Source organism: Mycolicibacterium nivoides, assembly GCF_003855255.1.
Taxonomy (GTDB): Bacteria; Actinomycetota; Actinomycetes; order Mycobacteriales; family Mycobacteriaceae; genus Mycobacterium; species Mycobacterium nivoides.
This window is the reverse complement of the sequence record NZ_CP034072.1, coordinates 1,001,869-1,023,072: the sequence shown is the minus strand read 5'-3', so window position 1 is coordinate 1,023,072 and position 21,204 is coordinate 1,001,869. Positions and strand designations below refer to the sequence as shown.

The window sequence follows — 21,204 nt, the reverse complement described above, 5'->3', positions numbered from 1 at the left end:
GTACTAGAGGGACTTTCCGACGAGCGCGACCAGATCGGCGAGGCGGTTGGAGTAGCCCCACTCGTTGTCGTACCAGGAGACGACCTTGGCCTGGTTGTCGATCACCTTGGTCAGGCCCGAGTCGAAGATCGAGCTGTGCGGATCGGTGACGATGTCGCTGGACACGATCGGCGCGTCGTAGTACTTGAGGATGCCCTTCATCGGCCCCTCGGCGGCGGCCTTCATGGCCGCGTTGATCTCGTCGGCACTGGCCGACTTCTTGAGCTCAGCGGTCAGATCCGTGACCGAGCCCGTGGGGATCGGCACCCGCAGGGCGTAGCCGTCCAGCTTGCCTTTCAGTTCAGGTAAGACGAGGCCAATTGCTTTTGCGGCACCGGTCGAGGTCGGCACGATGTTCAACGCGGCGGCGCGGGCACGGCGCAGATCCTTGTGCGGGCCGTCCTGCAGGTTCTGATCCTGGGTGTAGGCGTGGATGGTGGTCATCAGGCCCTTGACGATGCCGAACTCGTCGTTGAGGACCTTGGCCAGCGGGCCGAGGCAGTTCGTGGTGCACGAGGCGTTGGAGATGATGTTCTGGCTGCCGTCGTACTTGTCGTCGTTGACGCCCAGCACGATGGTGATGTCCTCATCGCTGGCCGGCGCGGAGATGATGACCTTCTTGGCGCCGGCGTCGAGGTGCCCCTGTGCCTTGGCGCGGGCGGTGAAGATACCGGTGGACTCGACGACGACGTCGACGCCCAGGTCGCCCCAGGGCAGCGCCGCCGGACCTTCCTTGACCTCCAGCGCCTTGATCTTCTTGTCGCCGATGACGATGGTGTCCTCGCCCTCCAGGCTGACGTCCTGCGGCAGCCGGCCCAGAATCGAGTCGAATTTCAGCAGGTGAGCCAGGGTGGCGTTGTCGGTGAGGTCGTTGACCGCCACGATCTCGATGTCAGTGTTCTGACCCTCGGCCTGCTGCGTCGCCAGGGCCCGGTAGAAGTTGCGCCCGATTCGGCCGAAGCCGTTAACGCCTACCCGGATGGTCACGTGATTCTCCCTCAGTTGCCGGTAACTGCCCGCCGCCAGCCTAGTAGTGATGCGTCCTGTACGTGCGGCCCGGTCAGTGCATCAGATATCGGGGTCGTGTAGGGCGAGTTGGTCGAGTTCGTGCGGGTCCTGACCCACGAGATCGGCGATCAACCCCTCGTCCGACAGGTCCATCGGCTCGGAGCGTTTCCAGTCGTGGTGGGCGACCTCGTTCAGGCGTTTGATGATGTGGTGATCGGTCACCTCGATGGCCAGCTCGCGCCGATGGTCGAAGCTGCCCGGGGAGAAGTTGATCGAGCCGACGATGGCCCGCTCGTGATCGGCCAGAATCATTTTCGCGTGCAGCTTCATGTGCTTGAGCCGGTGGATCTTGATGCCGACGTCGTCCAGGATGCGCATGCCACTGACGCCTTCGAGAAGCTTGCCCGACTTGAGATGGTGGGCCGCGCGGGCCATGACGTGCACCTTCACCCCGCGATGCGCCGCACGGACCAGGCGCTCGATGATCACCGGATCCTGATACCGCTCGTTCTGGACGAACAGGGTGTGCTTGGCACTGTCGATGAATTCGGCAATGCGGTGCCGACCGTTGGTCGGGCACCAGATGAGGTGTGCCCCGCCGCCGGGGTCGAACTCCTCCCGAGCCCAGTCGGCTTCGAAGCAGTCGACGATCTCGGCGACTTCGTAGGCGCTGGGGGTGACGACGGCGTAGTCGCGCGTCACCGTGAAGTTCTCCTCGGTCCAGTTCAACGACTCGACGAACGCGTGGTCGTCGTCGACCACCATGGACTTCTCGTGCGTCAGATCAAAGGCCGGGTTGCTGGCCCGGACCTCGATGCCGAACCGCTGCAACGTCTCCCGCGCGGCGTCGTTGTCGGTTTCCCCGTCGCGACGCTCGGGGTTGAGCATGACCTTGACATCCACGCCGCGCCGGTGGGCGGCAACCACCGCCTCCAGCAGCGGCAGGTGGTTGAAGGCGAACATCTTGATCCGCACCGACCGGGTGGACGCGGCGATCGCGTCGAGCACCGGCTTCGCCGAGTCGTCGGGCAGGATGATCAGCGAACGCGTCACGTTGTCTCGTCCTCGTATTGGATGCGGTGCAACTCGGCATATCTGCCGCCTGCGGCCAGGAGTTCGGTGTGTGATCCCTCTTCGACCACTCGCCCCTCCTCGAGCACGACGATCTTGTCCGCATCGCGAATGGTGCTGAGGCGGTGAGCGATCGTGATCACCGTGCGTCCGTCCATCAGCCGTTGCAGCGCTGACATCACTTGATGCTCGGACTCGGCGTCCAGGGCGGCGGTCGGTTCGTCGAGGATGAGGATCGGGCTGTCCCGGATGAGCGCGCGGGCGATACCGATGCGCTGACGCTGACCGCCGGACAGGGTCAGCCCGCGTTCCCCGACCGGGCTGTCATAGCCCTGCGGCATCTCTGAGATGAACTCGTGGGCGTTGGCCAGTTTGGCCATCTCGACGATCTCGTCGTGGTCGGCCTCGGGCCGGCCGAAGGCGATGTTGTCGCGGATGGTGCCCCGGAACAGGACGGTGTCCTGCAGGACATAGGCGATCTGGCGCCGGAGTTCGTGAAGTTTGTAGTCGCGCAGGTCGACGCCGTCGATGCGGACGGTGCCCATGCTCGGGTCGTAGAACCGGGGAATCAGGCTGACCAGACTGGATTTTCCGCTTCCCGTGTGCCCCACGACACCCACGAGCTGTCCGGGTTTCACCTCGAAGGTGACATCGCGCAGCACGGGAGTTTCGCTGTCGTAACTGAAGGCCACCCGCTCGAAGCTGATCGCACCTTTGATCTTTTCCGGTTCGATGGCCTCGGGCTTCTCCTCGACCGACGTCTCGGCGGTCAGCAGGGCGTTGACGCGGTCCACCCCGACCGAGGCCATCGCGATGGTGTTGGTGAGCTTGGCCAGATCCTGCACCGGCTTGAAGAACGACGCCAGGTAGGAGATGAACACGGTCAGCGTGCCCGCCGTCATCGCGCCGGCCAGGATGAGCGCCGACCCCCGCCACAACACCACCGCGGTGCAGGCGGCCACCACGACGGTGACGATCGGCGACACCACCGACTTCACCCGCCTGGCGTTGAGCGCGGCATCCACGGCCTGCTGACCGGCCATCGCCAGCTGGCGCTCCTGCAACTCCTCGCGGTCGAACGCCTTCACCACCCGGATCGACTGCAGACCTTCCTCTGCGACCGCGACGATGTCCGATTCCCGCTTGCGCACCTCGTGTGTCGCCGCCTTGACGGCCTTACGAATCCGCGAGACGAACAACAGCAGCAGCGGCGCCACCGCCAGCGCGATGAGCGTGAAATCCCATTGCAGCCACAACATCATGGCCAACATGCCGACGATGGTCAGCAGGTCGGTCGCGATACCCAGCGTGGAGGCCGACGCGAACCCTTGGATGGTGTCGACGTCATCGGTGAGCGTGCTCAGGATCGGCCCGACCCGATGGGTGTCGAAGTAGTTCAGCGACAACTGCTGAAGGTGGTGGTAGGCGCGGGTGCGCAGGTCGTTGCCGATGCGCTGACCGACCGTTTCGGTCAGGTAGTTGGCGACGTACGACGCGATCGCGGCGACCACCGCGATGACGACCACCATGATCGCGGCCAGACCGGCGATGTGCATCTTGCCTTCGCCACCGAGCAGCGGCTGCAGCAGACCGTGTAGCCATCCCGGCAACGGGTGGTGGCCGACCACACTGTCCAGCACGACCTTCAACGGCCAGGGCGCGGCAAGGCCCGTCGCGATCTGTACCAGCAGGACCGCGAAGATTCCGGCGACCAGCAACCGGTACGGGCGAATCAGCTCAAGAATCAGTCTCATCGCGAGCGCTGCCTCAATCGGGGGGTTGACGTCGAAGTTTGTCGCCACACACTACAACGCCGCAATGACGTCGGCGTGACTCAAGCACGACAACCCGGCAGGTGTCGGCAACGACGGCGACCGACGTGCCTAGGTCATTGCATTGTGGACCGGCTGCTTCCGCACGTTGGACTCGACAGTCGTTGCGGTGTCGGCCTTTTCACTCCATCCGGGCGGGCCGAACAGATAGCCGAGCCTGCCGCGCCAGGTCCGCGCCCGCCAGACGTCGCCGACCATGGCCGCGAACTCGTGATAGTTCACCTTGACCGGGTTGTGGGTATCGATGTTCTTGGTCAGGCCGTAGCGAACGGGTTCACCCTCGGCGACGAAGCTGCCGAACATCCGGTCCCACAGGATGAAGATGCCTGCGTAGTTCTTGTCGAGGTAGGGATTGTTGGCGCCGTGGTGGACACGATGGTGCGATGGGGTGTTGAACACGTACTCGATCACGCGGGGAAGCCGGTCGACGCGCTCGGTGTGGATCGGAAACTGGTACAGCAGCACGATGGCCTGCGACAAGAAGACCAACCATGCCGGAATGCCGATCAGCGCCAACCCCACATAACCGATGGAGGTCAGGAACGATCCGGGAATCAGCCAGGACAACCGCAGGGCCGTGGACAGGTTGAAGTACTGACTCGAGTGGTGCACGTTGTGCGCGGCCCAGAACATCCGGATGCGGTGCGACATTCGGTGTTGCAGGTAGTAGGCCAGATCGGCCAGCACGATGGCCAGCACCCAGACCCACCAGTACGACGCCGACAGATGCAGCGGCGTCAGCGACGCGGCAATCGCGACCATCGGAACCGCGATGAATTTACCCAACGGGCGCAGGACAATGCCCAGCGCGTAGATCGAGACGTTCGTGGCAGTGTCCCGCCACGAGATCCCGGCCCGGGGCCGGGCTGAACCGTTGTCGTCCTTGGCTTTGTCCTTGTCGAAGTCCTTGTCGAAGCGGTAGCTGACGAACTCGATCGCCATCAGGACGAAGAAGGCGGGCATGGCGTAGAGCCCGATCCGCACTGGATCCATGGCGGTGTCTTCCCCTCTACCTGTTCTTGGCCGACGCCGTTTTCCGGCCCGACCCCTTCGGCATGCCGGCGAGTTGCCAGGCCAATGCCTGGCCGAAAAGTTCGTCGGGCACCCGGTCGGGGTCGATGCGCCGCTGCCGGATCAGCCCCTGGAAGAGGGCGAGAACCACAACGGCGAACCCCTCCACGGAGACGCTGTCGTCGATGTTGTTGCGCTCCAGCGCATCGGCGAGGATCTCGCACAGCGCGGCCAGCGTGCGCGCCGAGCGGTCCCGCAGGATCTGCATGGCATCGGGGTTGCGGACGGCATGCAACCAGAACTCGGCCTGGATCGCCTCGAACTCGATGTCATTGTCCGCGATCTCGACGAGTATGCGGCTCAGGGCCATCAATGGTCTCCGGTCGGCGTTCTCCTCGATGGTCTGCACCACTTGGTCGAGCCGGCCGGAGGCGCGCTCTGCCATCAACTCGGAGAACAACTGCTCCTTGCTGGAGAAGTTGGAATACACCGCGCCGACCGAATACCCCGCTGCGGCGGCGATCTCGTCCACCGATGCAGCGGCGTAGCCCTTCCGGGCACAGGTCTGGGCGGCTGCGTCCAACAGCGCCGCCCGGGTCCGTGCCTGATTCTCAGCCCGCGTCATCCGTACTGGCATCGCGTCATCACCGCTTCGATCGTCGACCATATTTCAGATAGTAATCGCTATCTGAAATTTCGGATAGCGCCCGCTATCCGAAATATCCATGCGCCTGTCGGCATCAGTGGTTCGCCGACTGCCCCGTCCTGCTGGACTTCGAGGGCGAGCAGGTAGCGAGACCGACCTCGCCAACAATTCGGTCGCGATCAGCTTCGGCTTCGCCCACGACCGGATCACAATCACCAACGCCTTCGATGAGAACGCCATCGAATTCGGCCCACCGAGCCCCGGCTACCGAGCCAAAAGACCTTGATAGCAGCGATTTTCGGTAATAGACGACGGGTTTGTCGCCGCCCCTTCCGCGAGGCGCCGAGTGGCCGATTTGGAGTGGCCGCGGTCCGTTGGCGCATATCGCCACGCTCGACTGTCTGGCGCTCCACCGGTTCGTGCCAGAGTCGCTGACGGCTGCCGGATTCCCGCTGGACGGGCTCCTGTCGTTCTTCTACTTCGACGGTCAGGTCGACGACGGCCTAGAGGTCGTCGGCCCAATGTTCGGTACCAACGATGGCGCGAGAGTGATCCACACCCCGGCGGATGTGCCGGTTGTGCTGACCGAACCTCCGTCGCCGATCACCGCGTACCCGGCGATCGAGCTTCGGGCAGAACCTGTCCTCACCTGGCCGACGTGGGAGCACCCCGATCTTCACGACGAAAACTGGCCGGCCGAGGGATGGCGTGGACTGTTTGAAGAGTTGGATGCCGTGCGGCAAGTGACTCCTGGTCCGGTTCATCAGGTCGGAGGGCATCCGGACCCAGTCCAAGGTCCGGTCGAGATCGAAATCGCCTACGGGCAACTGTCGGATGGCGGACGCAACGCCCTTGATTGGAGCGATCCAGCCATCACAGTGGAGTCACGGGAATGGCAACTGCTCGCTCAATTCGACAGCGACGACGCTGCCGGATTCATGTGGGGCGACTGCGGTGTCCTCTACTTCATGATCCGACCACAAGACCTCGCGGCGGGGGCGTTCGACCGGGCGAGCTTCACGTGGCAGTGCGCGTGACGACGCGAAGCGCGACAGGATCAGGCGTCGTCGAGCAGGTCCGGGGTCACCGCCGACTCGGTGTCGGGAACCCCTTCCTGCTTGGCCTTGCGATCTGCCATCGACAGCAGGCGCCGGATACGGCCGGCCACAGCATCTTTCGTCATCGGCGGATCGGCGAGCCTTCCCAACTCCTCCAGAGATGCTTGCCGGTGCTCGACCCGCAGCTTGCCCGCCGCGGCAAGGTGATCGGGCACCCCGTCACCGAGGATGTCCAACGCACGCTCCACCCGGGCGGCCGCGGCCACCGCGGCACGCGCCGACCGGCGCAGGTTCGCATCGTCGAAATTGGCCAGGCGATTGGCGGTGGCGCGGACCTCGCGGCGCATGCGCCGTTCCTCCCACGTGAGCCGCGTGTCCTGGGCCCCCATCCGGGTCAGCAACGCGCCGATCGCCTCACCGTCGCGCACCACCACCCGGTCAGCGCCACGCACCTCGCGAGCCTTGGCACTGACTCCGAGCCGCCTGGCGGCACCGACGAGGGCCAGGGCCGCCTCCGGACCGGGGCAACTGACTTCGAGCGCCGACGAGCGACCGGGCTCGGTCAGCGATCCGTGAGCGAGGAACGCCCCGCGCCACGCTGCCTCCGCGTCACCGACGCTGCCGCCGACCACCTGCGCGGGCAGGCCTCGCACCGGGCGTCCACGAAGGTCGAGCAGCCCGGTCTGCCGGGCCAGGGCTTCCCCATCGGCGGCCACCCGCACGACATAGCGGGTGTTCTTCCGGATTCCACTGGCCGACAGGACGTGCACCACGGCGTTGTACCCGTACAGGTCGTAGATGTCCTTGCGCAGACGGCGCGCGATGATCCCGAGATCCACCTCGGCTTCCACCACCACCCGGCCGGCCACGATGTGCAGGCCGCCGGCAAAGCGCAACAAGGACGCCACCTCCGCGCGGCGAGCACTCACCGAGTTGACTACGAGGCGGCTCAGCTCGTCTTTCACCTCGGCTGTCATCGCCACGGATCGTCCCCTCTCGGTGTATTCGGCGCCGGCTCCTGCTGCGCCACGTCGACCGACCTCGCAGCGGGCGTGGGAACGGTGGACTCCTGCACAGCCCTGGGCGCCATCGCGCGCAATCGGACCCCCTCCAGCACCGCGGCCAACTTCGCCGGGTCATGTAAAGGTGTACCAGGTCGAGACACGTCAGCAAACTCAACGCGGGCATTGAGGATGTTGGCTGTGCGGATGAGTTGCTCCCGTTCACGGTCGCTCGGCACCCGGCTGGCATCGACGATGATGTCATGCACGCTGAAGTCCGGAGCATGCTGGGCCAGAACGTGGATGTGACGCTCGGCCGAGAACCCCGCCGTTTCACCCGGCTCCGCCGCCAGATTCAAGACCAGCGCACGCCGGGCCGTCGTCGACCGCAACGCCGCCGCCAACTGAGGCACCAACACGTGCGGGATCACACTGGTGAACCACGAACCCGGCCCGAGCACCACGAGATCGGCACTCATGATGGCCTCGACGGCCTGCCGGGTGGCCGGTGGATCCCCGGGCAGCAACCGCACCCGGCGCACCTTGCCCACCGTGCTGGCGATCGCCACCTGACCGCGGATCACTCGGCTCATCCGGGGATCGGACTCCAGCCCAGCGACGTCCGCCTCGATCTGCAGGGCGATCGGGCACATCGGCAGCACCCGGCCCTTCACTCCCAGGATTCGCCCGAGTTCGTCGAGTGCCGCGACCGGATCGGCCAGCACCTCGCTGAGGCCCGCCAAGATCAGATTGCCGATCGGGTGACCGGCCAGCGCACCGCTGCCGCCGAACCGATGCTGGATGATGGTTGCCCAGAGCCGGCCGTGCGGACTGTCAGAGGCCAAGGCCGCCAACGCCATTCGCAGGTCACCGGGCGGCACCACATCGAGTTCGCTGCGCAGCCGACCGGACGACCCACCGTCGTCGGCGACCGTCACCACTGCCGTCACGTGCGGGCTGAGCCGCCGAGCCGCCGACAAGGTGGCGTACAACCCATGCCCTCCACCGAGGGCCACGATGCGCGGGGTCATTCGCGACCCAGATCCCGGTGCAGCACGTGCACAGTGAGCCCGTCGCCGCCCTGCAACCGCTCCGCCAGGGCCTCGGCAATCGCCACGCTTCGGTGTTTGCCGCCAGTACAGCCGATGGCGACGGTCATATAACGCTTCCCCTCCCGGCGGTATCCGGCGATCACCACGTCCAACAGACGATGGTAGGTGTCGAGAAATTCTCTGGCCCCCGGTTGTCCCAGCACGTAGTCACGGACATCCGGATGTTGACCGCTGTGCGGCCGCAATTCGTCGACCCAATGCGGGTTGGGCAGGAACCGCACGTCCATCACCGTGTCCGCGTCCATCGGCAGCCCGTACTTGTAGCCGAACGACTCCACGGTGACATTCGTATAGGCGACGGTCTCACCGCCGAACGCACGCTCGATGCTCTCACGCAACGCCGGCACCGGGAGCGCGGACGTGTCGATCACCAGGTCGGCCGCCGCGCGCACCGGGGCCAGCAACGCTCGTTCGGCCGCGATCCCCTCGGCCAGCGTCTGCGTGCCCTGTAGCGGGTGGCTGCGACGGTTCTGCTCATAGCGGCGCACCAGGATGTCATCGGAGGCCTCGAGAAACAAGACCCGCGGCGTGATGCTGCGCGCCGCCAATTCGTTGCGCACCCAATCGAGATCACCGGTGAAACCGCGCGACCGCACATCCATCACCACGGCCAGCTGGGTGATCCGCGAACCGGCGGCCAGCCCCAACTCGACCATGCGGGCGATCAGCTCCGGCGGCAGGTTGTCGGCGACATACCAACCGAGGTCTTCCAACACCTTGGCCGCGGTGCCGCGCCCCGCCCCGGACAGGCCGGTGACCAGCACCACATCGATTCCCGAATCCGCGTCCGCACCACCCACGATGCCGCCCTCGCGCAGATGTTCGTTCATGCGCGATCCGCCTGGCTACTCATGTCCCCGTTACCCGTCATCCCGACACCCTGCGTCGATCATCCTCGATAACCGTTGCGGGCGCCCCTGAATCGCCCAGTCCGGCGCTGTTCTCACTTCGCGGGCCATCGCTCTGGACCGATGGCGGCGCGCTTGTTGACTCCATTGGCGGCTCACCGCCGGGCTCGATTGGCGGCTCACCGCCGAGCGCAGCCAGGACGGCCTTCGCCGTCGCCACACCTATCCCGGGCACCGCGGTGATCTCCTCCACCGTGGCGTCCTTGAGCCGCGCGACCGAGCCGAAATGCGTCACCAACGCCTTGCGGCGCTGTTCGCCCAAACCACGCACCGAGTCGAGTGCCGAGGCGGTCATCCGCTTGGACCGCTTGCTGCGGTGATAGCTGATCGCGAACCGGTGTGCCTCGTCACGCACGCGTTGCAACAGATACAGCCCTTCACTGTTGCGCGGGAAGATCACCGGATCAGGCTCGGCAGGCACCCACACCTCTTCGAGTCGCTTGGCCAGCCCGATCACCGCGACGTCCGTGACGCCCAGCTCATCGAGCACCGCGGCCGCCGCGTTGACCTGAGGGGCACCGCCGTCCACGACGAACAGGTTGGGCGGATAGGCGAACCGGCGCGGACGCTGCTCCGTGCCCGGCTCGGGCTGCGTATCGCTCACATGCCGCAGAAAACGGCGTCGCGTCACCTCGGCGATCGAGGCGACGTCATCCGAACGTCCTTCGCCGGCAGCCTCGCGGATCGCGTAGTGCCGGTAGTCCGACTTCCGCGGCAGACCGTCCTCGAACACCACGAGCGAGGCGACCACGTCGGTGCCCTGGACGTGGCTGATGTCCACGCATTCGATCCGCAACGGCGCATCGGCCAGGCCCAGGGAATCCTGAATACTCTGCAGTGCTTCCGATCTCGCGTTGAAATCGCCGGCTCGCTTGAGCTTGTGCTGGGCCAGAGCCTCGTGCGCATTGCGCGCGACGGTCTCGGCCAGCGTGCGCTTGTCCCCGCGCACCGGCACCCGCAAGCTCACCCGCGACCCACGAAGCCCCGACAACCACGCCGCCAGCTGTTCGGCGTTCGGCGGCAGCACCGGCACCAGAACCTCCCGCGGCACCGGGTTGGTCGCCTCGTCGGCCGCCCCGCCGAGTTCAGCCTGCTCGCCGTAGAACTGGGTGAGGAACTGCTCGACCAGATGCTCCTGCCCGGATTGTTCTGGGTCACCCGACTTCTCGACGATCCAGCCGCGCTGACCCCGCACCCGGCCACCACGGACGTGGAACACCTGCACGGCCGCCTCGAGATCGTCATCGGCGAACGCCACCACGTCAGCGTCGGTGCCGTCGCCGAGCACCACGGCCTGTTTCTCCAGCGCACGTTTGAGCGCCGCGATGTCATCCCGCAACCGGGCGGCCCGTTCGAAATCCAGCTCCTCGGCGGCCGCGATCATCTGCTGCTCCATGTCGCGGGCCAACCGGTCGGTCTTGCCTGACAGGAAGTCGCAGAAGTCGAGCACGATGCGCCGGTGTTCCTCGGCACTGACCCGGCCGATGCACGGCGCCGAGCACTTGTCGATGTAGCCGAGCAGGCACGGACGGTCGATCTGCCTGTGCCGCTTGAACACTCCCGCGGAACAGGTTCTGGCCGGAAACACCCGGGTCAGCAGATCGAGTGTCTCCCGGATCGCCCACGCATGCGAATAGGGGCCGAAGTACCGCACCCCCTTGCGCCGCGGTCCGCGATACACCATCAGCCGCGGGTACTCCTCGTTGAGCGTGACCGCCAACACCGGGTACGTCTTGTCGTCGCGGTAGCGGATGTTGAAGCGTGGATCGAATTCCTTGATCCAGTTGTACTCCAACTGGAGCGCTTCGACCTCGGTGGTGACCACGGTCCACTCGACACTGCCCGCCGTCATCACCATCTGCCGGGTGCGCGGCGCCAGGCTCGCGATATCGGCGAAGTACGACGTCAGCCGGCTGCGCAGACTCTTGGCTTTACCGACATAGATGACCCGGCCGTGCGGGTCCCGGAACCGGTACACGCCCGGCTCCACTGGTATCGATCCGGGCGCCGGCCGGTACGTCGCTGGATCGGGCACGGTTTCCAGGTTACTGCCGCGATCCGACTGAACTCCGCTACCGTCGAACTGTGCGGTTGCTGGCGTCCACCCGTTCGGTCATCGCGCTGCTCAGTGTCCTCGCTGTGATCCTTGCCGGATGCTCCGACGGCAGTCGGCGCCCGGCGAGGACCGAGGCAGGCCCGTGCCAGATCGTTTCCAACGGGACCCCGTCACCCAAACCTCCTCAAGCACCGCCACCGCCGACCCCAGCCCAACCGTCGGCACCGCCGACCCCAGCCCAACCGTCGGCACCGCCGACGACCCGCGACCTCGCGACCAACCCCGAGATCGGCACCGGCTACCGCAGCGACATGACAGCCGTCCGCACCGCCACCTACGCGGTGGCCACCGCCAATCCACTGGCCACCGAAGCCGCCTGCAAGGTGCTGCGCGACGGCGGCACGGCTGCCGACGCACTCGTGACCGCACAGGCCGTGCTCGGTCTCGTCGAACCCCAGTCCTCCGGGATCGGCGGCGGCGGCTTCCTGCTGTACTACGACGCGGCAGGCAACGCGGTGCGCGCCTATGACGGACGTGAGACCGCCCCAGCTGCCGCGACGGAGAACTACCTGCGCTGGGTGTCGGAGACCGACCGCACCATCCCCAAACCCGACGCCCGGGCATCGGGCCGCTCGATCGGGGTGCCGGGGATCGTGCGACTGCTCGACGACGTGCACCACCAGTTCGGCAAGAAGGCCTGGCGCGATCTCTTCGACCCGGCCGTGTCGCTGGCCGACAAGGGGTTCGACGTCAGCCCGCGCCTCGCTGCGGCCATCGACGATGCCGACGCCCAGCTTCGGTTGGATCCCGCCGCCGCCGGCTACTTCCTCAACCCCGACGGCAGTCCCAAGCCGGTGGGCACCCGCATGACCAACCCCGCCTATGCGAAAACCTTGGGCGCCATCGCATCCGAGGGTGCTCAGGCCTTCTACACGGGCGACATCGCCCGCGCTGTCGTTGCGGCCGCGGCCGATACCAGCGGCGGCCGCACGCCGAGCCTCATGACCGAACAGGATCTCGCCGCCTACACCGTCAAACACCGCGACCCCGTGTGCACCACCTACCGTGGTCGCGAGGTCTGCGGTATGCCACCGCCGTCGTCAGGCGGCATCGCGGTGGCCGCCACCCTCGGCATGCTCGAGCACTTCCCGATGAGCGATTACAAGCCGGTCCGCGTCGACCTCAACGGCGGGCACCCGTCGGTGACCGGGGTGCACCTGATCTCGGAGGCCGAACGCCTCGCCTACGCCGACCGTGATCGCTACGTCGCCGACACCGATTTCGTCCCGCTGCCCGGCGGATCACCCGAGACACTGCTGGGCGGCGCCTACCTGACCGGCCGCGCCGCCCTGATCTCGCGCAACCACACGATGGGCACAGCCGCGCCCGGGGACTTCGCCCCACCGATGACCATCCCGCCGCCGCCCGAGCACGGCACCAGCCAGATCAGCGTGATCGACAGCCACGGCAATGCGGCGTCACTGACCACCACGATCGAGTCCGCCTTCGGTTCGTTCCACATGGTCGACGGCTTCCTGCTCAACAACCAGCTCACCGACTTCTCCGCCGAGCCGACCAGTACCGAAGGCCATCCCGTACCCAACCGGGTTGAGCCCGGCAAGCGCCCCCGCAGCACGATGGCGCCGACGCTGGTGTTCGACAAGACGGGGCCGCAACGGGGCCCCCTGTACGCGGTCGTCGGCTCCCCCGGCGGCTCGGTGATCATCCAGTTCGTCGTGAAAACCCTTGTCGGAATCATGGATTGGAACCTGGATCCACAGCAGGCGGTGTCGATGATCGACTTCGGCGCGGCCAATACCCCGGTGACCAATGTCGGAGGTGAGCACCCGTTGGTCGACACGGTCGCCAATGGAGACCGTGATCAACTGGTCGAGGGCCTGCGGGCGCTCGGGCATCAGGTGTCGCTGGCGGATCAGTCCAGTGGGCTCTCAGCCCTGGTGCGAACCCCGTCGGGCTGGATCGGCGGGGCCGATCCGCGGCGGGAGGGCCTGGTGCTGGGCGATGCCGGCTGATCCTGCGGTGTCAGACGAGATTTGAGCGGTAGCGGTCGATCAGGTCCCGGACCTCGTCCATCGCCTTGACCGCGCGGTCCTTGTCGATCGCCTGGATCGCCATCAGCGGGATGTACTCGTCGTCGGGCAGGTTCAACCGAGCCCAGCGGGCTCCGACCGGGAACGACACACTGAGAGCCTCGGACCAGGGAATCACCTTGAAACCGATCAGATTCCGGACGGCCACGCCCGACGGGCCGACCCGCAGCCGCGGCCGCGCGAACAACAGCACCACGCAGCCGATGATGGCTCCCAGCAAGGCGATCGCCACCTGATCGGAGGTCTGGAAGACCACGCCGGTGGACCCGACCTTCAGCAGCACGCCGACCGCAACGTGCGCCAGGAAGATGATCAGCGCCGCGCCGTAGGCGAAATACGGTGTCCGGTAAGGCCGGATATCTATGTCCCAGGTTTCTGCAGTCATCTCTCGGTCACGCCTTGGCGCGCAGTTCCCGCAGGGTCAGCGCGGTGGTCAGGGCCGCTGCCGCCGCTTGGGCGCCCTTGTCCTCGGTGGAACCCGGGAGACCGGCACGATCGAGTGCCTGGGCCTCGTTCTCTGTGGTGAGCACACCGTTGGCGACCGGAGTGGACGCATCGAGCGACACCCGGGTCAAACCCTGCGTCACCGCGTCACACACGTAGTCGAAATGCGGGGTCTGGCCTCGGATCACCACACCCAACGCCACCACTGCGTCATGGGTAGCCGCCAATGCCTGTGCCACCACGGGGATTTCGATGGCCCCGAGCACGCGCACCACCGTCGGCTCGGCTATGCCGGCGTCGTCGGCGACCTTGCGCGCGCCGGCCAGCAGCGCATCACAGATCTGGGTGTGCCAGGTGCTGGCCACGATCGCCAACTTCACATTCGATGCGTCCACCTGGGGAAGATCAGGGACTCCGTGGCCGCTCACAGGGTCGAACCCGAATCGGTGGCGCTGGGCGGCCGGCGGTCACCGAGCAGGTACACCGCCTCGTCGTAGTCGTCCATGCTCACCGCTTCGTCGTAGTCTTCGAGGCCGACGAGGTCGTGGCCCATGCGGTCCCGCTTGGTCATCAGATAGCGGATGTTCTCCGAATTCGCCCGCACCGGCAGCGGTACCCGCTCGATGATGTGCAGCCCGTAGCCGTCCAGGCCCACCCGCTTGGCCGGGTTGTTGGTCAGCAGCCGCATCGATCGGATACCCAGGTCGACCAGAATCTGGGCGCCGATGCCGTAGTCGCGTGCGTCGGCAGGCAGACCGAGTTTCAGATTCGCGTCGACGGTGTCCTCGCCGGCGTCCTGCAACTGATACGCCTGCAGCTTGTGCATCAGACCGATGCCGCGGCCCTCATGCCCGCGCATGTAGAGCACCACGCCGCGTCCTTCACGGGCCACCATGGCCATCGCGGCGTCCAACTGCGGACCGCAGTCACAACGCCGGGAGCCGAACACGTCACCGGTCAGGCATTCCGAGTGGACCCGGACCAGGACGTCGTGACCGTCACTGGCCGGGCCGGAGATATCGCCGCGAACCAGCGCGACATGCTCGACGTCCTCGTAGATGCTCTTGTAACCGACTGCCACGAACTCGCCGTGCCGGGTCGGGATCCGAGCCTCAGCGATGCGCTCGATGTGCTTCTCGTGCTTACGGCGCCACTCGATCAGGTCGGCGATCGAGATCAGCGCCAGGTCGTGATCGTCGGCGAAGACACGCAGCTCATCGGTGCGCGCCATGTCGCCTTCGTCCTTCTGGCTGACGATCTCGCAGATCGCGCCGGCGGGCTGCAGCCCGGCCAGACGGGCCAGGTCCACGGCGGCCTCGGTGTGTCCGGGACGGCGCAGCACGCCACCGTCCTTGGCCCGCAGCGGAACCACGTGGCCGGGCTTGGTGAAGTCGTCGGCGACGGCGGACGGATCGGCAAGCGTACGCATGGTCGTTGCCCGGTCGGAAGCCGAAATACCGGTTCCCACATCTTTTTTCGCGTCCACCGTGACGGTGTAGGCAGTGCCGTGCTTGTCCTGGTTGACCGCATACATCGGCAGCAGGCCCAGCCGGTCGCAGATCTCGCCGTCCAGCGGCACACACAGGTAGCCGGAGGTGTAGCGCACCATGAACGCCACGAGTTCGGGGGTGGCCTTCTCGGCAGCGAAGATGAGATCGCCCTCGTTCTCGCGATCCTCGTCGTCGATCACCACCACGGCTTTGCCCGCCGCGATATCGGCTATCGCCCTCTCGACGGAATCGAGCCTGGTCATCTGCGCCACCTTGCCTGTTCTAATGACAGGTCCCCAATGCGGGACCAATCGCCGACTCCAGTATGAACCACCGAAATCCAGCGGTTATTGCCAGCTCTTACTCACCGGGACCGGCCATGAGCCGTTCCACGTATTTGGCGATGATGTCCACCTCGAGATTGACCGTCGTCCCGACGCCCGCCTGACCCAGCGTGGTGAGCTCACGCGTGGTGGGGATGAGCGACACCTCGAACCAGTCGTCACCCACCGCGGACACCGTCAACGACACCCCGTCAACGGTGATCGAACCCTTCTCTACGACATAGCGCGACAGCGTGGCGGGAAGACCGATGCGGACCACTTCCCAGTGATCGAAAGGCGTGCGGGAGATCACAGTTCCGGTGCCGTCCACGTGGCCCTGCACGATGTGGCCGCCGAGGCGACTATTGACCGCGGCGGCCCGCTCCAGGTTGACCTGGCTGCCCACCCCGACCCCACCCAGGCTCGACCGGTTCAGCGTCTCCCCCATGACGTCGGCGGTGAACGCTCCGTCGGGCAGTACGTCCACCACGGTCAGACAGACCCCGTTCACGGCGATCGAGTCGCCGTGACCGGCGTCGGCGGTGACCACGGGGCCGCGGATGGTGAATCGGGCGGCATCCGTCAGCTCCGCCTTGTCGACCAGGACACCCAGCTCTTCAACGATTCCGGTGAACACGCCGACCAGACTATTCGGCCCGAGTACGAGTTGGAGAAAACGCCCGGCTGCCGCGAGCCTCTACGATGCAGTAATGCAGACGCGCCCACGCTTCGCAGTCCAGTCCTTACTCGCAATTCTCTTCGCAGCGGCCGCCCTCGTGGCCGGCTGCTCGTCGTCTTCGTCCTCGGAGAAGTCGAACGCCCCGCTGCCCGACGCGGCCCAGTTACTGCAGGAGTCCTCGGCCAGCACCAAGGCACAGCAGAGCGTGCATCTGCTGCTTACCGTGCAGGGCACCATCAAGGGACTTCCGGTGGAGAAGCTCGACGGTGACCTGACCAACACCCCCGAGGTGGCTGCCGAGGGCACCGCCGACCTGCTGTTCGCGGGCCAGAAGCTGGCCGACGCGAAGTTCGTGGTGGCCGGCGGCGATCTGTACGCGGCGCTGACCCCGGGCGATCCGCTGTCCAACTACGGGCCCGCCACGAACATCTACGACATCTCGGCGATCCTGAACCCCGACAACGGCCTGGCCAACGTGCTGGCGAACTTCAGTGACCCCAAGGCCGACGGCCGTGAATCCATCGGCGGCACCGAGGCGGTCCGAGTGACCGGCACCGTCAGCGCCGACGCGGTCAACAAGATCGCCCCGCAGCTCAAGGCCGAAGGCCCGGTCCCGGGAACTGCCTGGATCACCGAGGACGGGAACCACACCCTGCTGCAGGCCAAGCTCGAACCCACGCCCGGAAACAGCGTCACCATGACCCTGTCTGACTGGGGCAAGCAGGTCACCGTCACCAAGCCCGCTTCCTGATGTCGACCGCGGAGTCGGTGAGGTCCGGCCGCAACCGCCATATCGCGATCAGCGCGGGCAGTCTTGCCGTGCTGCTCGGTGCCCTCGACACCTATGTCGTGGTCACGATCATGACCGACATCATGTCCGACGTCGGTATCGCGATCAACAAGATCCAGCAGGTCACGCCAATCATCACGGGTTACCTGCTGGGCTACATCGCGGCGATGCCGCTGCTGGGGCGGGCCTCGGACCGGTTCGGGCGCAAGATGCTGATCCAGGTCGGCTTGGCCGGTTTCGCCATCGGCTCGGTGATCACCGCACTGTCGAGCGACCTGACCATGCTGGTCATCGGCCGCGTGGTGCAGGGCACCGCGAGCGGCGCGCTACTGCCCGTGACGCTGGCGCTGGCCGCCGATCTGTGGGCCGCACGTAACCGGGCCGCGGTGCTCGGCGGCGTCGGCGCCGCCCAGGAGTTCGGCAGCGTGCTGGGCCCGTTGTACGGCATCGGCGCCGTGGCGGTGTTCCATCACTGGCAATCTGTGTTCTGGATCAATGTGCCGCTGGCGCTCATCGCCATGGTGATGATCCATTTCAGCCTGCCGGGCAAGGAACCGAGCGACCACCCCGAGAAGGTCGATGTCGTCGGCGGCATCCTGCTGGCGATCGCGTTGGGCCTGGCCGTCGTCGGCCTCTACAACCCGGAACCCGACGGCAAGCAGGTGCTACCCAGCTGGGGCCTCCCGGTCCTGATCGGTGCGCTGGTGGCGGCCGTGGCGTTCTTCGTGTGGGAACGGCTGGCGCGTACCCGGCTGATCGAACCCGCGGGTGTGCGGTTCCTGCCGTTCCTGGCCGCACTCGCCGCCTCGTTGTGCACCGGCGCCGCACTGATGGTCACGCTGGTCAACGTCGAACTGTTCGGTCAGGGCGTGCTCGGCAAGGACAAGTACGAGACCGCCTTCCTGCTGCTGTGGTTCCTGGGTGCGCTGCCGATCGGCGCGCTGATCGGTGGCTGGATCGCCACCCGGGTCGGGGATCGCATCATCACATTCGTCGGCCTGATGATCGCGGCCGGCGGGTTCTGGCTGATCACCCAGTGGTCGATCGATGTGCTCGACGCCGTACACGACCTGGTTCTGTTCAAGCTGCCGGTCCTGGACACCGATCTGGCGATCGTCGGCCTGGGACTCGGACTGGTGATCGCTCCGCTGACCTCGGCCACGCTGCGGGTGGTGCCTGCCGCACAACACGGCATCGCCTCGGCCTTCGTGGTGGTCGCCCGGATGATCGGCATGCTGATCGGTATGGCGGGCCTGTCGGCCTGGGGCCTGTACCGGTTCAACCAGCACCTGTCCACCTTGTCGGCCGCGGCGAACACCGGCCAGATGTCGCTTCAGGAGCGGTTGGCGTCTCAAGCGGTGCGCTATCGCGAGGCGTACGTGTCGATGTACGGCGACATCTTCGGGATCACCGCGATCGTCTGCGTGGTGGGTGCGGTGCTCGGCCTGCTGATTGCCGCGCGTCACGTCCACGTCGACGAACCTGCCGGTCCTCCCGAGGACCTGCGCGCCGGTCAGAGTGATGACACGTCGACAGGGCAGCTGTACCTGCCGACGGAGGTCCTGCCGGTCCAGTCAGCCGACCCGGCGGTCCAGGGCACCGACCAACCGCCGGGACGCCATCGATCGAGCTGATCGGCTCAGCAGCGTTCGACTCCGGGGCTCAGCAAACGTGGCGCCCGGTCGGCCTCATCGGGCCGGCCGGGCAGCACGAGGCGTAGCGGAGCGCGCACCAGTGCCCGGATCGTGCGGGGAGTCCATGGCGTCGTGGGGAGCCAGTCCTGCAGTGCAGTCATTGCTCGCGTCCTTTGCTCGTGTTCACCCGGCGCACATTCGGCAACGAACGCGCTTTGGTACGAGTGTACCGATCATCACCGACGATGCCTGGCATTTCACGAGCGTAACTTAGGTCACCCTAACTAAAGCTGGCTACCTACTGCGGGCCCACTATCAGTTAGGTACCAGACTCAGGCGAACATCCGGCCCGATGGGGGTGATGCCGTCGAACCCCCACCGCTGCGCGTGCGTGATACTCGGCACTCCGATGTCATCGACCGCAGTTATCGGGCCGCCCAGCAGTATCGGCGCCACGTAGGCCAGGATCCGGTTGACCACTCCTGCCCGCAGGAACGCCCCGGCCAGGGTCGGCCCGCCCTCCAGGAGGACGTCGGTCCGGTCGCCCAGCGACCGCATCACCTCGAGCGGATCATGCGTACGGATCAGCATCGTGTGCGAATCATCGTTGAGCACCTTGGCGTCCGGCGACACCTCGCGCATCCCCACCACGACCCGCAGGGGCTGATGACCGGCCAGCGTGCCGTCGGCCCGGCGCGCAGTCAACGTCGGATCGTCGAAGAACACGGTCCCGGTGCCGACCACGATCGCGTCGGCCGCGGCCCGCTTGCGATGGACGTCCGCGCGGGCGGCCTCACTGGTGATCCATTGGCTGGAACCGTCGGCGGCAGCGCTGCGGCCGTCCACACTCGTCGCGAATTTCCATGTGACATGCGGCAATCCGGTGCGCTGCTTGTACAGCCACTCGCGCAGCGGTCCCTTTTCGACCTCGTTCGCCAGCAACCCGGCGCTGACCGTGACGCCGGCCTCCGCGAGCCGCGCCGCCCCGCCTTCCGCTGCCGGGTTGGGATCGGACACCGCAAAGGTGACGGCCGAAATCCCCGATGCCAGAAGCGCATCCACGCACGGCGGGGTGCGGCCGTGGTGATTGCACGGTTCCAGGGTGACCAGGGCGGTGCCGCCCTTGGCCCGGTCCCCGGCCGCCCGCAAGGCCATCACCTCGGCGTGCGGCCCGCCGACGGGTTGCGTCCCGCCGACGCCGGCGATCTGCCCGTCACTGTCCAGGATCACCGCGCCGACCGGCGGATTCGGGTAGGTCGAGCCCTTGACCTGTTCGGCCTGCTCGATGGCCAGCCGCATTGCGGCCTCGGGCGTCATAGCGTCAGATGTCTCGAGGCGCTCGCAGCCTGCTGACGCAGGGACTTCACCGCGGCAGCCGGATCGGCTGCGCTGTACACCGCAGAGCCGGCGACGAAGCAGTCGACGCCGGCCTCAGCCGCCTGCTCGATGGTGTCGGCATTGATGCCACCGTCGATCTCGACGACGATGGTCAGCTCGCCGGAGTCCACCAGGCGGCGCACGGTGCTCACCTTGGTGAGCACCTCCGGGATGAACTTCTGCCCACCGAAGCCGGGTTCCACCGACATCACCAGGAGGGTGTCGAACTCCTTGAGGATGTCCAGGTACGGCTCCAACGGGGTGCCGGGCTTCACCGACAGGCCGGCCTTGGCGCCGGCGGCACGGATATCGCGCGCCACGCCGACCGGATTGTCGGTGGCTTCGGCGTGGAACGTGACGTTGTAGGCGCCCGCCTCGGCGTATGGCGGCGCCCAGCGTTCGGGTTGGTCGATCATCAGATGGCAGTCCATCGGGATGTCGGTCACCTTGAGCAGGGACTCCACCACGGGCAGGCCCAACGTCAGGTTGGGCACGAAATGGTTGTCCATCACGTCGACGTGCAGCCAGTCGGCCCCGGCCACCGCGGCGACCTCATCGGCCAGCCGCGCGAAGTCAGCGGACAGGATGGACGGGGCGATCAGGGGTTCTGCCAT

At 66.5% G+C, this 21,204-nt stretch carries 20 protein-coding genes; 4 read left to right on the top strand and 16 right to left on the bottom strand.

What is annotated here, in order from left to right; translation table 11 throughout:
• Positions 1-3: 3 nt before the first annotated feature.
• From gap to EH231_RS05000, 5 genes are all read right to left on the bottom strand, one after another.
• On the bottom strand, positions 4-1,026 hold the full coding sequence (gap, locus tag EH231_RS05020; RefSeq protein ID WP_090425566.1) for a type I glyceraldehyde-3-phosphate dehydrogenase: 1,023 nt from the start codon (positions 1,024-1,026) through the stop codon (positions 4-6).
• Between the two features lie 81 nt (positions 1,027-1,107).
• Positions 1,108-2,100 carry a phospholipase D-like domain-containing protein gene (locus tag EH231_RS05015; protein WP_090425564.1) on the bottom strand — a complete coding sequence of 331 codons (993 nt, stop codon included), beginning with the start codon at positions 2,098-2,100 and terminating at the stop codon, positions 1,108-1,110.
• Complete coding sequence (locus EH231_RS05010) at positions 2,097-3,872, bottom strand: ABC transporter ATP-binding protein (RefSeq protein WP_090425562.1); 1,776 nt, start codon at positions 3,870-3,872, stop codon at positions 2,097-2,099. The genes EH231_RS05015 and EH231_RS05010 overlap by 4 nt, the downstream gene beginning before the upstream one ends.
• A 129-nt stretch (positions 3,873-4,001) precedes the next feature.
• Complete coding sequence (locus EH231_RS05005) at positions 4,002-4,943, bottom strand: sterol desaturase family protein (protein ID WP_124712002.1); 942 nt, start codon at positions 4,941-4,943, stop codon at positions 4,002-4,004.
• Positions 4,944-4,959: 16 nt separating this feature from the next.
• The gene (locus EH231_RS05000; RefSeq protein WP_124712001.1) at positions 4,960-5,628 is read right to left on the bottom strand and encodes a TetR/AcrR family transcriptional regulator; all 669 of its coding nucleotides are present in this window, start codon (positions 5,626-5,628) and stop codon (positions 4,960-4,962) included.
• Positions 5,629-5,924: 296 nt separating this feature from the next.
• Between EH231_RS05000 and EH231_RS04990 the strand changes: the two genes are divergently transcribed.
• Positions 5,925-6,644, top strand: coding sequence for a YwqG family protein (locus EH231_RS04990; RefSeq protein WP_124711999.1), 720 nt, complete (start codon positions 5,925-5,927; stop codon positions 6,642-6,644).
• A 20-nt stretch (positions 6,645-6,664) separates the two neighbouring features.
• Here EH231_RS04990 and whiA read toward each other — a convergent pair whose 3' ends face one another.
• The 4 genes from whiA to uvrC are packed head-to-tail and all read right to left on the bottom strand — an operon-like array spanning position 6,665 to position 11,721.
• Positions 6,665-7,642, bottom strand: a complete 978-nt coding sequence (whiA, locus tag EH231_RS04985) for a DNA-binding protein WhiA (protein WP_077741723.1) — start codon at positions 7,640-7,642, stop codon at positions 6,665-6,667.
• The gene (yvcK, locus tag EH231_RS04980; RefSeq protein ID WP_090425560.1) at positions 7,639-8,697 is read right to left on the bottom strand and encodes a uridine diphosphate-N-acetylglucosamine-binding protein YvcK; all 1,059 of its coding nucleotides are present in this window, start codon (positions 8,695-8,697) and stop codon (positions 7,639-7,641) included. Before yvcK ends, whiA begins: the two co-directional genes overlap by 4 nt.
• Positions 8,694-9,608 carry an RNase adapter RapZ gene (gene rapZ / locus EH231_RS04975; protein ID WP_044518226.1) on the bottom strand — a complete coding sequence of 305 codons (915 nt, stop codon included), beginning with the start codon at positions 9,606-9,608 and terminating at the stop codon, positions 8,694-8,696. Before rapZ ends, yvcK begins: the two co-directional genes overlap by 4 nt.
• 37 nt (positions 9,609-9,645) lie before the next feature.
• Entirely contained in the window at positions 9,646-11,721 is a 2,076-nt protein-coding gene (gene uvrC / locus EH231_RS04970) for an excinuclease ABC subunit UvrC (RefSeq protein WP_124711998.1), read from the bottom strand.
• 50 nt (positions 11,722-11,771) lie between these two features.
• On the opposite strand from uvrC, the gene ggt reads away from it, so the two are divergent.
• Complete coding sequence (gene ggt, locus EH231_RS04960; protein ID WP_206429633.1) at positions 11,772-13,775, top strand: gamma-glutamyltransferase; 2,004 nt, start codon at positions 11,772-11,774, stop codon at positions 13,773-13,775.
• A gap of 10 nt (positions 13,776-13,785) precedes the next feature.
• Here the strand turns inward: ggt and EH231_RS04955 are convergent, their stop codons facing one another.
• The 4 genes from EH231_RS04955 to EH231_RS04940 all read right to left on the bottom strand — a co-directional run bounded on the left by EH231_RS04955 (position 13,786) and on the right by EH231_RS04940 (position 16,747).
• Positions 13,786-14,238, bottom strand: coding sequence for a PH domain-containing protein (locus tag EH231_RS04955; RefSeq protein WP_124711997.1), 453 nt, complete (start codon positions 14,236-14,238; stop codon positions 13,786-13,788).
• A 7-nt stretch (positions 14,239-14,245) separates the two neighbouring features.
• On the bottom strand, positions 14,246-14,725 hold the full coding sequence (ribH, locus tag EH231_RS04950) for a 6,7-dimethyl-8-ribityllumazine synthase (RefSeq protein WP_090425550.1): 480 nt from the start codon (positions 14,723-14,725) through the stop codon (positions 14,246-14,248).
• The gene (locus tag EH231_RS04945; RefSeq protein WP_090426248.1) at positions 14,722-16,050 is read right to left on the bottom strand and encodes a bifunctional 3,4-dihydroxy-2-butanone-4-phosphate synthase/GTP cyclohydrolase II; all 1,329 of its coding nucleotides are present in this window, start codon (positions 16,048-16,050) and stop codon (positions 14,722-14,724) included. The genes ribH and EH231_RS04945 overlap by 4 nt, the downstream gene beginning before the upstream one ends.
• Before the next feature lie 97 nt (positions 16,051-16,147).
• Positions 16,148-16,747, bottom strand: coding sequence for a riboflavin synthase (locus tag EH231_RS04940; RefSeq protein ID WP_090425548.1), 600 nt, complete (start codon positions 16,745-16,747; stop codon positions 16,148-16,150).
• A gap of 73 nt (positions 16,748-16,820) precedes the next feature.
• On the opposite strand from EH231_RS04940, the gene EH231_RS04935 reads away from it, so the two are divergent.
• On the top strand, positions 16,821-17,540 hold the full coding sequence (locus EH231_RS04935; RefSeq protein ID WP_090425546.1) for an LppX_LprAFG lipoprotein: 720 nt from the start codon (positions 16,821-16,823) through the stop codon (positions 17,538-17,540).
• Positions 17,540-19,213, top strand: a complete 1,674-nt coding sequence (locus EH231_RS04930) for an MFS transporter (protein WP_234939903.1) — start codon at positions 17,540-17,542, stop codon at positions 19,211-19,213. Before EH231_RS04935 ends, EH231_RS04930 begins: the two co-directional genes overlap by 1 nt.
• Positions 19,214-19,218: 5 nt before the next feature.
• Here the strand turns inward: EH231_RS04930 and EH231_RS33740 are convergent, their stop codons facing one another.
• The 3 genes from EH231_RS33740 to rpe form a co-directional block, all read right to left on the bottom strand.
• On the bottom strand, positions 19,219-19,374 hold the full coding sequence (locus EH231_RS33740) for a hypothetical protein (protein ID WP_164480772.1): 156 nt from the start codon (positions 19,372-19,374) through the stop codon (positions 19,219-19,221).
• A 154-nt stretch (positions 19,375-19,528) separates the two neighbouring features.
• Positions 19,529-20,530: a bifunctional diaminohydroxyphosphoribosylaminopyrimidine deaminase/5-amino-6-(5-phosphoribosylamino)uracil reductase RibD gene (gene ribD / locus EH231_RS04925; protein WP_090425544.1), complete on the bottom strand. Its 1,002-nt coding sequence runs from the start codon at positions 20,528-20,530 to the stop codon at positions 19,529-19,531.
• A complete protein-coding gene (gene rpe / locus EH231_RS04920) occupies positions 20,527-21,204 on the bottom strand; it encodes a ribulose-phosphate 3-epimerase (protein WP_090426242.1) in 678 nt (225 codons plus the stop codon). Before rpe ends, ribD begins: the two co-directional genes overlap by 4 nt.